The 16,824-nt window shown below is 50.3% G+C and carries 12 protein-coding genes; 1 reads left to right on the top strand and 11 read right to left on the bottom strand.

Annotated features, from left to right (window positions below; translation table 11 throughout):
- Positions 1-5: 5 nt before the first annotated feature.
- The 7 genes from gspG to ACJJIS_RS09730 form a co-directional block, all read right to left on the bottom strand.
- Entirely contained in the window at positions 6-434 is a 429-nt protein-coding gene (gene gspG, locus ACJJIS_RS09760) for a type II secretion system major pseudopilin GspG (RefSeq protein ID WP_282932708.1), read from the bottom strand.
- 267 nt (positions 435-701) lie between these two features.
- Positions 702-1,919 (bottom strand): type II secretion system inner membrane protein GspF, encoded by a 1,218-nt coding sequence (gspF, locus tag ACJJIS_RS09755; protein WP_413665695.1) that lies wholly within the window; start codon positions 1,917-1,919, stop codon positions 702-704.
- 2 nt (positions 1,920-1,921) lie between these two features.
- The gene (gene gspE, locus ACJJIS_RS09750; protein ID WP_444905344.1) at positions 1,922-3,418 is read right to left on the bottom strand and encodes a type II secretion system ATPase GspE; all 1,497 of its coding nucleotides are present in this window, start codon (positions 3,416-3,418) and stop codon (positions 1,922-1,924) included.
- Positions 3,415-5,430, bottom strand: coding sequence for a type II secretion system secretin GspD (gene gspD / locus ACJJIS_RS09745; RefSeq protein ID WP_444897203.1), 2,016 nt, complete (start codon positions 5,428-5,430; stop codon positions 3,415-3,417). Before gspD ends, gspE begins: the two co-directional genes overlap by 4 nt.
- Positions 5,431-5,487: 57 nt before the next feature.
- Positions 5,488-6,183, bottom strand: a complete 696-nt coding sequence (locus ACJJIS_RS09740) for a type II secretion system protein N (protein ID WP_475710137.1) — start codon at positions 6,181-6,183, stop codon at positions 5,488-5,490.
- A gap of 220 nt (positions 6,184-6,403) precedes the next feature.
- Entirely contained in the window at positions 6,404-7,333 is a 930-nt protein-coding gene (locus tag ACJJIS_RS09735; protein WP_413665691.1) for an electron transfer flavoprotein subunit alpha/FixB family protein, read from the bottom strand.
- On the bottom strand, positions 7,333-8,082 hold the full coding sequence (locus tag ACJJIS_RS09730) for an electron transfer flavoprotein subunit beta/FixA family protein (protein ID WP_282932702.1): 750 nt from the start codon (positions 8,080-8,082) through the stop codon (positions 7,333-7,335). Before ACJJIS_RS09730 ends, ACJJIS_RS09735 begins: the two co-directional genes overlap by 1 nt.
- Positions 8,083-8,436: 354 nt before the next feature.
- On the opposite strand from ACJJIS_RS09730, the gene ACJJIS_RS09725 reads away from it, so the two are divergent.
- The gene (locus ACJJIS_RS09725; RefSeq protein ID WP_475710136.1) at positions 8,437-10,074 is read left to right on the top strand and encodes an electron transfer flavoprotein-ubiquinone oxidoreductase; all 1,638 of its coding nucleotides are present in this window, start codon (positions 8,437-8,439) and stop codon (positions 10,072-10,074) included.
- Positions 10,075-10,175: 101 nt separating this feature from the next.
- Here the strand turns inward: ACJJIS_RS09725 and ACJJIS_RS09720 are convergent, their stop codons facing one another.
- The 4 genes from ACJJIS_RS09720 to ACJJIS_RS09705 form a co-directional block, all read right to left on the bottom strand.
- Positions 10,176-12,896, bottom strand: a complete 2,721-nt coding sequence (locus ACJJIS_RS09720; RefSeq protein ID WP_475710135.1) for a TonB-dependent receptor domain-containing protein — start codon at positions 12,894-12,896, stop codon at positions 10,176-10,178.
- 122 nt (positions 12,897-13,018) lie between these two features.
- Positions 13,019-14,686, bottom strand: coding sequence for a beta-helix domain-containing protein (locus tag ACJJIS_RS09715; RefSeq protein WP_475710134.1), 1,668 nt, complete (start codon positions 14,684-14,686; stop codon positions 13,019-13,021).
- Positions 14,687-15,277: 591 nt separating this feature from the next.
- Positions 15,278-15,832, bottom strand: coding sequence for a DUF1285 domain-containing protein (locus ACJJIS_RS09710; protein WP_444927720.1), 555 nt, complete (start codon positions 15,830-15,832; stop codon positions 15,278-15,280).
- A complete protein-coding gene (locus ACJJIS_RS09705; RefSeq protein ID WP_282932697.1) occupies positions 15,825-16,511 on the bottom strand; it encodes a TetR/AcrR family transcriptional regulator in 687 nt (228 codons plus the stop codon). Before ACJJIS_RS09705 ends, ACJJIS_RS09710 begins: the two co-directional genes overlap by 8 nt.
- Positions 16,512-16,824: the final 313 nt, after the last annotated feature.

Genomic DNA, 16,824 nt, shown 5'->3' with positions numbered 1-16,824 from the left:
AGGTGTTACAGGTCAGTAACGTAGATATCAGCAGCTTCGCCCTCACCGCCCGCTTTGCCATCGGCACCGAGGGTGAATAGGTCGTAGGCACCGGCACTGCCTGGGCTGATGTACTGATATTCATAGCCCCAGGGATCTTTTGGCGCTTTCTTCAGGTAGGGCTCAGTCCAGTTCTTCGCTTCGGGGAAGCCGGATGGGCGGGATACCAGTGCCATCAGGCCCTGATCAGAGCTGGGGTAGACAAAGTTATCCATGCGATAAAGGTCTAATGCAGTCTCGATAGCTTTAAGGTCAACCCTGGCCGCTTTCATTCGAGCTTCGCCGGTCTTGCCAAGAACATTAGGTACAACTAGTGCACCAAGCACCCCGAGAATTACGATCACCACCATAATTTCAATCAGGGTAAAGCCACCACTTTTACGTAGGGTTTTCATTTTTCTCTCCTAGTTCACTCTAACTCTGGGAACCCCAAGGGTCACGATACCCTTCGTGACCCCAATTATTTAAAAGTCACCAAATCAGTAAATTACACGATTCCCCAGACTAAAGCAGCAACATGCCCAGCAAAACTGCCGCTCCCAGCCCAACAAGAATCTTCGACGCCTCTAGCAGTGTAAAGCCGGCGCTGTTGCGCAAGGATTTCATACCAACCTCCTAAAGCAGCTACGCAATTTCTCTTTGACCTACACCTAATTTGAGCATTAAACGACCAATTCGTTCATGCTCAGAATTGGCATCATAATAGCCATAACGATGAACAACACGATGGCAGCCATTATCAGCAGCATCAGAGGTTCAAAGATACTTACAAAGGCAGTTACCGCACCCTGCAAATCCTGTTCTTGCGAATCCGCCGCACGCTGAAGCATTTCATCGAGAGTGCCCGAAGATTCACCACTTGCGATCATATAGATCATCATCGGTGGGAAATAGCCTACATCTTCCAGGGCTTTACGAAGGCTCCCGCCCTCGCGCACGCTCTTTTGAGCCGCATCGAGTCGGTCTTTAAGGAAGGTATTGGTCATTACTCCACCGGCGATACCCATGGCTTGAACCAGCGGCACACTGCTGCCCGTAAGAATCGCCAGGGTCCCTACATAGCGAGCACTCTGTGTCCCTCGCATCATCCAGCCAATAATTGGCAGCTCCAGCAAACGGTGGTGGAAACGATACCGAATTGCCGGGCGCCGCAGCATCATCACAGCGCCAAAAATGAGCGCCCCAAGTGCCGGCGGCACCAGCCAGCCCCAGGCAGAAATAAAATCGCTCATGGAGACCAGGATGCGGGTAGCCAGCGGCAAAACCTGCCCGGTGCCGGTAAATACCTCGATAACATCAGGTACCACGTACACCATCAAACCGGTTACAACCAATACACAGATAAATACCAAAACAACTGGGTAGATCAGAGCCAGCTGCACCTTCTGCCGAAATTGCTGCTGCCCTTCCGTATAGTCACCAAGGCGATCCAGCACCGCATCCAAATGACCAGAGTGCTCCCCTGCTTCAACCGTAGCGCGATAGAGTTTGGGGAATGCCCGTGGAAAACTGCTCAGGGCCAAGGCGAAACTGTGCCCTTCAAGGATTTTGCCCCGAACAGCCAATACCACGCGTTTGATTTTTTGGTTACGAGTCTGATTGGCAATGGCTCCAAGGGTTTCTTCCAGGGGAATACCCGCTCGAAGCAAAGTGGACATCTGCCGAGTTAGCAGGGCCAGGTTTTTAACACTCAGCCCAGGGCTACCAGATAGAAAGCTGGCACCGCCCTTCTCTTCTTTCTCGGTGGCTGCACTGACTTCCAGAGGCACCATACCTTTGGCGCGCAGCTGCTGCCGCGCAGCGCGCGCGCTATCCGCCTCGAGCGTACCGCGGCTCTTGCGGCCGGATGCTGCCAGCGCTGTATACTCAAAAGCTGCCACAATCAGGACTCCTGCGTAACTCGTAGTACTTCCTCAAGGGAGGTCCTACCCGCCAGTACTTTCTCTACGCCATCGTCACGGATGCTGGGGCCAAGCTTGCGGGCTTCAGCAACCAACTTGCTCTCTGAAGCGCGATCGTGGATCAATTGGCGCATCACTTCGTTGAGCGGTACCAATTCATAGATACCGATACGACCGACATAGCCACTGTGATTACACTCTTCACAGCCATTAGGCCGATAGATGATGGCTTCCTCATCGGGCCCGACGCCCAAAACCTCCCGCTCGCTGCTGTCAGCCACATGAGGTTGCTTGCATTCAGGACACAGAACTCGCACCAGACGCTGGGCAAGAACACCAATCACGCTTGACGACAGCAGGAAGGGCTCAATTCCCATATCCACCAGACGGGTTACCGAACCCAAAGCTGTGTTGGTGTGCAGGGTTGAGAGCACCAAGTGTCCGGTCAAACTCGCCTGGATTGCAATCTGCATAGTCTCCAGGTCTCGAATCTCACCGACCATCACTACATCCGGGTCCTGACGCAGGATCGCGCGAAGCCCCCGGGCAAAAGTCATATCAGCTTTGGTATTTACCTGAGTCTGCCCAACCCCTTCCAGGTTGTATTCCACCGGGTCCTCGACCGTCAGAATGTTCTTCTCACGGTTATTGATACTACCGAGGCCAGCATACAAGGTGGTGGTTTTACCGGAGCCCGTTGGTCCGGTCACCAGGATAATGCCGTGGGGATGTCCCAACAGGTCTGTCATCACGCGCAAGTCGCGATCTGCCATCCCCAGCTTACTCAGGTCCATTTTGCCCGCTTGCTTATCCAGCAAACGCATTACCACCCGCTCACCCGCCGATGACGGCATGGTGGAGACACGTACATCTACCTCTCGGCCAGCCATCAAAAGGGAGATCCGGCCATCTTGGGGCACACGTTTCTCGGCGATATCCAGCTTTGCCATTACCTTAATACGGGATACCAGCAATGGGGCCAGAGCTCGCCGGGGTTGCAGTACTTCACGAAGTACACCATCGACCCGGAAGCGCACGACGAGGCGCTTCTCAAAGGTTTCAATATGAATATCCGAGGCGCCCTGCTTGAGCGACTCGGCAAAAATTGCGTTGATCAATTTGACGATAGGTGCATCGTCTTCCTGTTCCAACAAGTCCTCAGTCTCAGGCAGCGAATCGGCGACCGCTGCAAGATCCAGGTCTTCACCCAGGCCCTCGACTTCGGAGAGGTTGCCACCCTCCCTGTTTTCATACAGACGCTGCAAAGCACCCTGGAAAACATCTTCCTCTACAGCCTCCAAAGATACAGCCGCACCACTGATGCGCTGTACTTCGGCAACCGCTGATGGACTCAGCGGCGCCACATATTGGCAGAGGGGTTTGCCTTCCTGCTCGGTTAACAGAACCTTGTGACGCTTTGCGAAAGCGTAAGGAAGGCGGCGAATTGTTGGAGTCCCTGTTCCTGTTTCAGCCGTCATTTAGCTTCTTCTACCTCCAACACCTCAACCTCAACATCCACGTCTTCTTCGACTGATTCAATGGCAGCACCATCTATAGAACCATCTACTGGCGCAGGGCTCTCGTTGTAGGTGCCTGTTGGCGGCATCAGGTCAGGTAGTACATCACCGCGGTGCCAATCCCAGATCAGGCTGGTGCGGTCTTTCAGGAATATTTGCTTCTGCTGCATATCCATGTAGCGCTTGCGCGTCTCCTCATAGCCAGCAACTTGACTACTGAGGATTCTGGGACGCAAGAACACCATCAGATTAGTTTTGCTAACACTCTTCTCAGTGTTTCTGAACAAGCGACCAATGCCGGGAATATCACCGAGGAGAGGCACTTTGGACACGGTTTCATTAACCTGATCTTCCATCAAACCACCCAGTACCAGGATCGCGCCATCATCGATCAATACTTTTGTGCGGATCTCACGCTTGCTGGTAACGATGTCGGATGCACCTTCCGCTGCAGCCGTAGCAGAAGACAAAACGTTTTCAACCTTTTGCTCGATCTCGAGAGTTACCGAGTTGTTGTTATTCACACGGGGAATCACTTTAAGAGTGGTACCCACATCTTCACGCTGAATAGTGGTAAACGGATCATCGTTACTACCAGACAGCAACTGTTCACCGGTAATAAAAGGTACGTTCTGGCCCACCAAAATCTCAGCTTCTTCATTATCCAAAGCCATAATTGTTGGTGTAGAAAGGATATTGGTATTGCTCTCTGACGCTACGGCATTAATCGCAGCACGGATATCACCGCCACTGAGGTAGCCCAGGTGCAATGCGCCAGCTCCCACCAAATCAGTCACAGGAAGTGAAAATGGGTTGGGTTCCCCATCGGAATCCGTGCCTAACTGGTTATTCCAGCCGGCAACAGCATTACTGCCGGAACCAGCAATCCAACTAATACCCAGTTCGCTACCTGTACCTTCAACTACCTCTACAATAATTGCCTCAATCAAAACCTGCGCTCTGCGCACGTCCAACCTGGCAATAACACCTTTCATGGTTTCAAGGAGAGCGGGAGGAGCAGTTAACACCAGTGCGTTGAGCGACTCGTTAACTTGAATGCTGACTTCAATATTCGCCGCTTGCTGGTCTTTCTCTGTGTTCTGGATGCTACCGCTCATACCCTCGAGGATAGGCTTCAGATCTGCTGCATTGGCATACTGGATATAAACAACTGCGGTGTTGCCTTCGCCATCCAGCGGTGCATCGAGACGGCCTATTACCGTCTTAATCTGCTGGCGGGTAACGGGATCTCCGGTCAGGAGAATACTATTGGAGCGTTCATCAACAGAAATTCGCAGCGGTTGCACTTCCTTACCCGCTTTGCCTCCACTCGATTGAAGTAGATCGGTAAGAACTTGCTTTACTTCCTTCGCAGAAGCAAACATCAACGGCACCACTTCAATATCAATAGCGCCGGCGCGGTCAAGTTGCTTCACCAGGCGAATAATCTGGTCAATATTCGCAGCGCGGTCAGCAATTATCAGAGTGTTGGTATCAGCATAGGCAGCCAAGTGCCCAGTTTGCGGAATCAGCGGGCGCAACATAGCAATCAGCTGTGAAGCGGAAATATTCTCAACCCTTATAGTGCGAACAACCAGGGATTCCGCAGGAGCTCGAGTGGCCTCATCTGCGACAGGTATCGCCTGCTGCTTGGCCAGCGCATCGGGAACTACTTTCCAGGTTCCGCCCTGTTCCACCAAACTAAAGCCATTGACTTGAAGCACCGACATAAATACATCAAAGGCTTCATTGTGTGTCATTGGGTCACCGGCAACTACGGTGACCTTACCCTTAACATTCGGGTGGACAATAATATTTTTGCCAGTGAAATCAGCAGCCCAATTGATCAGATCACGAATGTCTGCATTGTCGAGAGAAAGGGTAACCCGCTCCGGGCCCTGAGCCAGCGTTGCAGTACAAACAAAAAAACTCAATCCGACCGCAAGCAGCCGTCGATAAAACATCTTCATCATTATTTATCTGGCTCTAGTAAATGTTCAAAAAATCAAAACAATCTAGGTAGATAGTTTTTATTTAGGCTCACGCTGAGCACGACGCTCGCGGGCCAATTCACGCAGCTGTTCCATTCTCTCCCGAATGTTCTGCTGGTTCTCATCTCTTTGAGCAGTTCTTCTGGAGGAGCTGGAACTTGACGTTCTCTGTCTGGAACTGCTGACGCCTCTCAATGGTACGTTTGGCCTTCCGTCCACTTCTGGGTATGTCAGTTTTTCCATCCTGCCATTACGACGAAGAACCACATGGTCAACCTCAACAGAATAAAGTTCGGCGCCACCTGGAAGCCGATCACCGACATACAAACGCTTGGAGGGTTTACCTTTCTCCGACACCAGAGCACTGGCTTTGGTTTTATTGGAGTTGTCAAAAACACCGGATAAAACAATATTCAGCTGAGTCAGAGGAATATTTTCGAGGTCGACTTCAGGGACTTCTGTAGTCTTTTTAGGTTCAGCACGTCCAAAGAACGGCGTGCTGGGAAGACTGGCAGCGCTGGGGGGAGGAGCACCTCTCGGGCTTTTGCGCTCCGCGAGCAGGGATTCCTGAGGATCGCTTGGGACCAATAGGGAGCCATAGGCAAACAAATTGCCAGACAACCACAACAGGCCAATAGCTGACGCCGCCATAGTGCCACGGGAGAGACCTTTGCTCGACTCGCCCTGGGCAAACTTATTGCCAATTGAGCCAACGGCTCGCGCTAGAGGGGACATGAACATACCCACATACAAGTTCAACTTTCTGAGGTTATTGGTTTTTGACGCCTATTTTCTTGCCTCAGCCCGGGAAAGGCAACGCTCTTTCAAGTTAAACGCCGCAAACCCTCATTTCGTCCCTTAAATTGCACACTAGTTCCGCAGGTTGTCACCAAAAAACGAAAAAAGGCGGCATGACGCCGCCTTTTTCAATGCCCGCTAGTATAGCAATCGGGCATTACAGCTTTGTTTCAAGCTCTGGTACAGCTTCAAACAGGTCAGCTACCAGACCGTAGTCAGCAACGGAGAAGATCGGTGCTTCTTCGTCTTTATTGATGGCTACGATAACTTTGGAGTCTTTCATACCTGCCAAATGCTGGATTGCACCGGAGATACCAACGGCAATATACAGGTCAGGAGCAACGATCTTACCGGTTTGCCCAACCTGCATGTCGTTAGGTACGAAACCTGCGTCCACAGCAGCACGGGAGGCACCAACTGCAGCGCCCAGCTTGTCGGCCAGCTTGTACAGCATTTCGAAGTTTTCACCGTTCTGCATGCCGCGACCACCAGAAATGACTACGCTCGCAGCGGTCAGTTCAGGACGATCGGATACAGCCAACTCTTCGCCGACAAAAGAGGAAACACCAGCGTCATCCGCGATATCTACAGACTCAACCGCTGCACTTCCACCTTCAGCCGCCACGGCGTCAAAGGCAGTGGTACGTACAGAGATTACCTTGATGGCATCGGAGCTCTGTACAGTGGCAATGACGTTACCCGCATAAATCGGGCGTTTGAAAGTATCTGCACTTTCAACAGCAACGATGTCGGAAATCGGCTGTACATCCAGCAGCGCAGCAGCGCGTGGCAGCATGTTCTTGCCGGTAGTAGTGGCTGGAGCCAGGATGTGACCGTAATCTTTGCCCAAGTCCGCTACCAGCTTGGCAACGTTCTCAGCCAGCTGGTGCTCGTATGCGGCATTATCTGCCAGCAGTACCTTGGAAACGCCTTCAGCTTTAGCAGCAGCTTCCGCTACAGGGCCGCAGCCAGATCCGGCAACCAATACAGCAACATCACCACCAATAGCCTTGGCAGCAGCGATGGTGTTGAGCGTGGCGCCCTTCAGTTCGGCGTTGTCGTGTTCAGCAATAACCAGAATGCTCATCAGATTACCTTCGCCTCGTTTTTCAGTTTCTCTACCAGTTCAGCAACGTCGGCAACCTTAATGCCTGCTTGACGCTCAGCCGGCGGCTCAACTTTCAGGGTTTTGGTGCGGGGAGTAATATCAACGCCCAGCTCATCCGGGGTCGTGGTATCGAGAGGCTTACGCTTTGCCTTCATGATGTTAGGCAGGGAGGCGTAACGCGGCTCATTCAGGCGCAGGTCAGTAGTAACAATGGCAGGCAGTTTCAGTTCAACAGTCTGCAGGCCGCCGTCAATTTCACGAGTTACCTTAACAGCGTCGCCTTCTACGGCAACTTCAGAGGCGAAGGTACCCTGCCCCATGCCAGTCAAAGCACCCAGCATCTGGCCGGTCTGGTTGTTATCGCCATCGATGGACTGCTTGCCCAGAATTACCATTTGAGGCTCTTCTTTCTCAACAATCGCTTTCAGGCATTTGGCTACTGCCAGAGGCTGCAGCTCAGCATCGGTCTCAACCAGGATACCGCGGTCGGCACCCAGGGCCAGTGCAGTGCGGATTTGCTCTTGGCATTGCTTGGAGCCCATGGAAACGGCGACTATCTCGCTGACAACGCCTTTTTCCTTCAAGCGCACCGCCTCTTCTACTGCGATTTCGCAGAAGGGGTTGATAGACATTTTGACGTTGGCTGTATCAACGTCAGAGCCGTCCGCCTTGGGGCGAACCTTGACGTTGTAGTCAACAACGCGTTTCACAGCTACAAGAACTTTCATGGAAATCCCGTCTCAAATATGCTTTTTAACAGCCGCGACTGATAATTCACGTCGCGAACGGATACGGTGTTCTGGTCAAACAAGTGTTTGAACGGCGTGTATGGTGGCGGTTCTATAGCGCAAAATCAATAGTCAAATGGAAGTCCCTCCTGCCATTCACAAAATCTATTTCCGGGAATAAGAACCGCCTATCCACCCCCAGTAAGCCGTTGAAATACAGCGCATTTGCCATAGCAAATGAATAGTCATGCAATTGGTAGGGTTGATTAAACGCCTATATAATCCGCCAGCAATATAAATGATAAGGCCGGATTGGCCGCAAAAAAGTTGAATACAACTGCTGAGGAGAGTGCCGTGGAACGCGAATCAATGGAATACGATGTAGTGATCGTGGGTGCCGGCCCCGCTGGATTGGCCGCGGCCTGTCGTATTCGTCAGCTCAATGAAGACGTCTCTGTATGTGTCGTGGAGAAAGGCTCAGAAGTAGGAGCTCACATCCTATCCGGTGCTGTATTTGAGCCCACCGCCCTGAATGAACTCTTCCCCGACTGGAAAGAACGTGGAGCCCCCCTCAATACTGAGGTAAAAGGCGACGACATCTACGTCCTGCGCAGCGAAGAGAACTCTATAAAAGTCCCCAACATGTTTGTGCCCAGCACCATGCACAACGAGGGCAACTACATTATCAGTCTCGGCAACCTGTGCCGTTGGCTGGCAGAACAAGCCGAAAGCCTGGGAGTGGAAATCTTCCCTGGCTTCGCCGCTGCCGAAATTTTGTACAACGAAGATGGCTCTGTAAAAGGTATCGCTACTGGCGATATGGGCATCGGCATGAACGGAGAGCAGAAAGACTCTTACATGCCAGGCATGGAGCTGCATGCCAAATACACTCTCTTCGCTGAAGGTTGTCGCGGTCACCTGGGCAAGCAGCTGATCGAACGCTTTAAGCTAGACGAAGATGCCGACCCACAACACTACGGCATCGGTATTAAAGAGATTTGGAAAGTCCCTGTGGACAAACACCAGCAAGGCCTGGTTGTTCACACTGCTGGCTGGCCGCTGGAACAAAGCTCCACCCACGGTGGCGGCTTCCTTTACCACCTCGAAGACAACCAGGTTGTTGTCGGCTTGATTACTGACCTCGCCTATAGCAACCCCCATGTGAGTCCATTTGACGAGTTCCAGCGCTATAAACACCATCCGGTAATCAAGAAGTACCTGGAAGGTGGCGAGCGCGTCGCCTACGGTGCCCGCGCCATAGTAAAAGGTGGCCTTCAATCCCAGCCGAAAATGACTTTCCCTGGCGGCCTGCTGATCGGTGATAACGCCGGCACCCTGAACTTTGCCAAGATCAAGGGCAATCACACCGCGATGAAATCCGGCATGATCGCGGCTGAGTCTGTCGTTGAAGCCCTCGCTGCTGAGCGCAACAGCGAAGAGCTGACCGACTACACCACCAAGTATCGCGATAGCTGGGCCTGGAAAGAGCTGCACATGCAGCGCAACTTCGGCCCTGCCCAGCACAAATGGGGCAACATTCTGGGATCTGCCTATGCATTTGTGGATATCAATATCTTTAAAGGCAAGCTTCCCTGGACCCTGCGCGACACCAAGGCTGACCACGCCCAGCTCAAACCTGCTGCTGACTGCGCAAAGATTGACTATCCGAAGCCCGACGGCGTACTCAGTTTTGACAAGCTATCTTCCGTGTTTATTTCCAATACTAACCACGAAGAAGACCAGCCTTGCCACCTGACCCTGAAGGACCCAGAAGTTCCGCTGAGTCACAACCTGCCGATTTACGATGAACCCGCGCAGCGCTACTGCCCTGCCGGTGTTTATGAGGTTATTGAAGACACCAACGGTAAGCGCTTCCAGATCAACGCTCAAAACTGCGTACACTGTAAGACCTGTGACATTAAGGACCCAACCCAAAATATTGTTTGGGTAACCCCTGAAGGTGCCGGCGGCCCCAATTATCCAAATATGTAATTGGGTCTACACATAAAAAATGGCGCCGATGGCGCCATTTTTTATTGCTTGAGAACGCATATTTTCATGCACTTAATCCAAGGCACAGCCAGCTGGCCTCCCTAGAATTTGTACTGCGCGCTCAATGCGAAAGTCTGCCCAACCTCCTCTTCAAAAACGGTGACACCCTGCCTCTCAATTTCAATGGCTTCACCCAAAAGGTTCTGCACTTTCGCCTTCACCGTCACCTCATCAGTTGGATACCAGAAGTAAGTCAAATCCAGAGAGTGGAATGGCTGCTCAAATGAATCGGGATGAGGATCTCGCCCCGCTTTGTAAAGGCGCTCACCAAATACGTTGTAAACCAAGCTGGCAGAATGGTTCCCGTCCGGGCTGTCAAAACCGAGCAGCATATTAACCACATAATCAGAAGCCCCTGTCATTTCGCGGACTGCATTAGTCGGTGCATCAGCCTCATCACCGGCAACAATTTCCGAGTCTTGAAGCGTAATATTGCCCTGCAGGAAGAAGCTATCCATTGGGTCAGAGATAAAGCCAAGGCTTTTCATACCCTCTATTTCTATACCGGTAATCTCACCAGACTCAGCATTTATAATCTCTCGCGCAACATTGTCATCACTTGAGGCAGCTTCAAAAAACTCAATAGGATTAACAATATCCTTATAGAAAGCCGAAATAGTCAGGCTATCGCCGCTATCAAAAAACCACTCTGCGCGAATATCGTAGTTGTCGATCTCCGACGGCCGAACACTCGAATTCCCCCTGATCTGATCATCAGTGTGCGGATCTATATAAATAGCGTCGGTAATTTCACGTAAGTCGGGCCGAACAGCGGTCTTGGATGCACCGAATCTCAACTGGAATGTCTCCGCCCAAAATGACCCCATATAGGTCAAGGATAATGAAGGATAAATATCATCATCCGTATATACCGCTTCAGCCAACTCCTCGGGGTCATTCGTAATCTGTGGTTCACTTTGCGAGAAACTATAGGGGTTCCACTCTAAAGCAGCTTGACTATAGTCCTCCCATCGGGCCCCAGCTGAAATACGCCAGGTTTCCTCAAGAGTCCAATCGAATTTACCGTAGATCGCATCTGTCGAAGTAGCGGCCAAATAACTTTGCTTGTTACTACCAGACTTGGCAAAAACAAAATTATTCTCATCATCGGTAATATTGGTATCACTGAACACATCACCCAGAGGGTCATCAAGAATTGCGCTATCAGCAACACTGAAGATATCCAATCCGAACTCGGTTTGCTTATAGGAGCGACCTTTCTCAATCCGAGCAAATCCTCCACTCAACTCCAGCGTGGACGAGGAAAATTCAACAGGCAATGTTGCAGACCAACCGTAGTTTCGAACCTCATCCTCCAGCTCAGTAAATCGGAAGCTAGCGCTCCGCGAAGCAATATCCACTGTTGAACTGAGAACTTCACCTGTTTCCGGATCGGTTTCGGTACTCGCAATTACCTCAACTTGGTTAGGGATATCTGTCATCGCCGTTGAATCGGAGTAGAACCAGTCAACCACCAAATCCTCAGGCACCCAACTTAGGGAGCTGACGGACAGCAGGCCTTTTGTTTCTGGACCAAGAGAGTGACTTCCCTTTATTTGATGAAGCACCAGCTCCCGCTCTTCATACTTCAGGTCATAATTTCTCGATCCAGCGCCATCAGACAATAGACGATTTGAGTCAAAGTAATCCCTGATTGAAGTCTCATCGTCCGTATTCCTCAAATACAAACTGATACTCTCAACCGAATGCTCGTCCGCAAAACGTATACCTAGGTTTAAATTTCCACTGATATCTACGGAGTAAGTAGACTCGGTTCGACGGTCAACCTGCTCCTGTGGGTTACCGTAGTCACGAATAGTGCGCTCACTCTCCCTCCACTTACTCTTGTAGGAGGCTCCAGCCAGGAAACCGAACTCCCAATCGTCCCCGTAGTAGAAGCGATTCCCTACACTAGCCTTGTAGTCTTGGTCAGGATCGCTAGATTCCTCTTTAATAGAAATATCACGATTCAAGCTTAGGGCGAGTTCCCTATTTAGCGCTTGAGCCGCCTTTTCCGCCTCCTGGTTACTTGAATACTCATTCCCCTCAGCAATCAAGGTATCACGGATATCCGCAACTGAAATATTACCCTTGAAGCGTTGCAGTGCCGCAGATATCTCACCCGGCATCGCCCTGGTACCATCATCAGCACCCCAAATATCATCATCTCCACCGCTGTAGCTGAGCACATCACCATTGACTTCACTATTGGTGCCCGTACCAACTTCAATAGCGTAAGTCAGATCATCAGGTATCCCTTTGGTGCGGATATCGACATTACCACCTCCAAACGAGGCAGACTTATCAACTGAGTAGCTCTTCTGTACCGCTAGCGATTCCACGATAGAGGTCGGGAATAGATCTAGTGGGATGACATTTCTGGTCAGATCCGGGGATGGCACCGTCGAACCATTGAGAGTTGTACTTGAATATCGCTCACCCAAGCCCCTTACGTAAACGAACTTGTCACTTACCAGGGATAATCCGGATACTCGTCGCAGCGCTGCGGCTACGGTAGAGTCCCCCACCCTGCTGATCATCTCAGCCCCGAGGATATCCGTAACTACCTCCTCCTCCAGGCGCTCGCTGATTAGGACTTCAGCAGAGTCCTTCAGCCGCCCCTGGACTACAACCTCTTCAATCCCAGGAGTGGCACTATCAACCAGTTCAGCATCCTGTGCATACACTCCAGCTGCAAATGTGGAGCCCGCAGCTACCGCCAAAACAAGCGGCGCCCTTTGAAATCTTTCGCACTTAACCATCTCTCAGGCCTCTTTTCATTCCTAAGAATCACGGTCTTAAATCAAATAAGGCGCCGACTCCATCAGCGAAGGCGGCGCCTTAATTGATTGGGATTAGCATCCCCAACCGCTACCTCGATCTATTACTCAAACCAGAGAGGTTGAGCGCGATCACCCTGGTGAAGACCGTAAGTCCAACCCTGAGTCCAATCGGTACCATCCTGCTCAAGCGCACCCAAATAGGCACGACCCAGTTCGGCAGAAACCGTAGGTGCAACGCCATCGATCACTTGAGCAGATGCATCAACTGTGAACATTGCAGGGGAACCGCCGAGCAAAACAAAGTCAGTATCGGCATTAGAGGTTGGATTAACTTCACCGGAGATAGTGGCAAATTGGTTACCGCTATCCACAGCCCAAGTCTCAACATTGAAGCTGTCTTCATCGGTTTTAGTGCGATCTTCACAGGCGAAAATGTTGGAAGTCAGAGCCACCTCAGTCCCAGCAGATGCTTCGCCGCGAGTTTGAGAGCTCTCAATACGCAGGCAGTAGTTATCGCCGGCCACGCCAGTCTCATCAGCAAAGAAGGAGGCCACAACTATAGAATTAGTGATCATTGGATAAATACCCTCACGCAGGCGCCAGCCTGCACCGGGGTCATGAGTACCCTCTTCTTGAGCGGAAACAATACAGGTCAGCCCGTCAATTACTGGTCGACTGTTGAGACCCTGGCTGATCAAGGTGGAATAATCAGCTCCATCACTATATGAACCGATGCCATCGGCCTCTATACAGTGATTGCCGTCAGTCTCACTTTGAATCACCAAAGCATTGGTAATACTTCCACGATAACCTTCATCAATATCAATGGAGTCATCGCGAACGTAGAGTGCAACATAATTTTCGACATCTACAGCGCCACCGAAGAACTCGATACCGTCATCGTAAGTTGAGTATGTTTGAAGGTTACGGATCGTTGTGCCATTACCTACAGCATCAAAAGCAATTCCGTTCAACTCATCACCACTAGCAACTTCTGCGCCAGTGTGTTTGACAACAACGTACAAAAGCTCTCCCGAGTTATCGGCATTGTTGTCACCGCCGTAGTAGGAAGTATTGTCATCAGTGGATCCTTCAGCAGCTACGTGACACTCGCCATCAAGAGTCAGATCACCACCACCAATAGAACCTGTATATTGGCATTTGTTCGTTACACCAAAGCCATTAATAACCATTCCACCCCACTGTGAAACATCCTCCGGACCTACAGTGCCAAGAACATCAGTTTCTGACGTAAAAGTGATGGGAGCTGTTTCTGTACCGCGAGCAAAGACTTGCGATCCACGGTTTACAACCATAAATGCTGAATTATCTTTAAAAGCGATAGTGGCGCCCGCCTCAATTTCCAGTTTTACGCCGTCACCACCCTCAGAAATACCGGCTGCTGCTAGGTCAGAATCGCTGGAGTAACTTTCTCCAACAAACAAACTGCCGCTAAAGACATGAGCTCCATTGCTATCCAGCGCAGTGAGATATAAATCTTCAGTTAATGGGTTTGCAGCAGAAACAAAATCAGTTGCGTAATAGCAGTTACCACCGCTAAATTCACCTTGTACACTTGAACTTTCTATAGTGGCACATGGATTTTCATCAGTGGAACCTCCGCCAGGATTTGTCACTGAATTATCTACCGAGTTGTCCACCGAGTTATCTACTGTTTCCGGCTCGATACTCACACCGCCACCGTCACAACCCGCTAATAGCGCAGCAATCGCAGCTGCCAGTAAGAGCTTATTCTGTACTCGCTTCATGTTTCCCCCTATAGGAATTTCAATCCAAAACTTTAATTGCTTCAACTCCGCCATTTTTAAAAAAAATAAATGACAACAACCAAGCAAATAAAAACTATATTTTTTGTTTCGCCGTAGCGATTTGGACGGAGGGAAGTTTAGAAATGCACTGTTGCGGATTTGTTACTTATTTAGATATTTCCGTAAATTATCGAATTAATATTCGATTCCTTTCAGAACAAATACACTTATATTTCCATAAGATTTCAAACACTATTTTTTTAATAGAAATGAAATACAGCAACACCACAAATAAATAGTACGGACATGTATGTTCCCGGGCTATTTTCCGGACTCAGGCAAGCACCGGCGCAATCAAGTATAAACCCCATAGTGCTAATCAAAATAAAGAAGTGATAGTGGCATCCACTAAACAGTTTGATACCAAAGATATAAATAAGGAAAGTTCGTCGAGAGAGTAAGGTCAGGTGCTATAGAGTCAAGCAAATACTTTCTAAACTCGAACAGTGAAGAGCAAGGCTATAAATTAAAGCCCCAGCTACAAATCAGCGCTGAGGCGCGAGGAATCCGCCAGCAGGAACCTGGAGCTATCTAATTGCAAGAACCCAGCAGGAAATCTTTTCCGTCACTTTGCACAAAAAGCTTATCGGTATCGCGACCCCCTTCAAGCGCCCAGTCTACCAACTGGTAAAAAACATCACGGGAAACGCGAGCCTGTAACCCCCCTCGAATCTCCAGATAAGGGATTGGCTGCGGCGGAGCACCAAAGTCTCTCAGTTGCCACTGCCCCTCTTCCGACAGCTCAACAACGTCGCCCACATTTGTGGTGAAAAGTAGCTGCTGATGAGTACTTCCGGGGTTGCGGGCCACCTGAGTAATTACAAATGGAACATCCTCCACTATGATTCGCAGCTTTTCGACAGGGGTGACAAGGAAGTATTCATCCCCCTCACGCTTCAAAATGCTGGCAAACAATTTCACAAGAGGGTGACGACGAATCTCTGTTCCCTCGTGGATCCAACGGCCATCAGATTTGATGACCATATCCATGTCCCCACAAAGCTCTGGGTTCCACCTTTCTACAGGTGGATGCCCATGAAATTCAGCCTGTAATTTTTGCAGCTGCTGGAACAGGGGCTCAGCCAAGGGCGGACCCCGCAGAATCGCTGTGATGGCTTGTCTGGCTTCCCTCTGGCGTTTTGCGAGAGGACATATCACCGATATGCACACCCACATCCATAATAAACTCCATCAAACCTTCCCTGTCCTCTATGACATTGGCAAAAGACTTGGAGTGATAAAGCTCTACCGCCCCTTGCACAAGCGCCCAGTATGTTGAGTAATAGAAGTATGCAGGAACGTTCTTCAGCATGCCCTGCTCCATACGGCGCTCAAAGACCCGATTGAGAGAGGTGGCATTGGAATTACGAATATTGTGGAGCTCCGCAATCATTTCTGGAGCCAGGTTCAACGCGATAATCTTCTCCTCCAGGCGCTGGAAGAGTCTATCTTTGCCAGGATCGGCCATACGAGATTCAAAATAGGCGCGGGCTGGAGCGGTGATATCACCTTGCTCGGCCAAGGCTACAGCGGTCTTGAGACGTTCAGCGAGGGATTTTTCATAATCCATCAGCAAACGCATGTAGATTTCTGTCTTGGAAATGAAGTGCTTGTAAATCGTGCCCTTACCGATATCCACACGCTCGGCAATCTGTTCGACCGTGACTTTCTCTTCACCGTGCTCCAACAGAAGCTCCAGAGCCGCATCCAGGATACGCTGCTCCCGCGCGCGGAACCGCTGAACCTTCTCTTTTGCCTTATCCATACTTCCGACCTTCTTTGCCCGTAAAAATGGGGACTGAAATTGACTATTCATTCATGAATGATAGGCAATTCAAGTCGGTTGGAAAAGTAAATCGGGGAATTAGACTGCCTAATATTAAAAATATTAGGCCATTTTGCTCAAAATTTACCCAAAATGAGCCAATTTTAAGCTGAGAGCAGACCTTTTATTTTAGCATGTGGTGACGCTTGGCGAGCCCAAGCATTGCACATAACACAGAAAATTCGACGATTGAGTGATTGCGGGGTAGTCCATTACCCCAATACTTCCGAATGAAATCAAGAACTACACCAGA

It is taken from the genome of Microbulbifer maximicatervae (SeqCode) (assembly GCF_056231245.1).
Note: the sequence above shows the minus strand (reverse complement) of the source record. Positions and strands in the feature narration are given on the sequence as shown.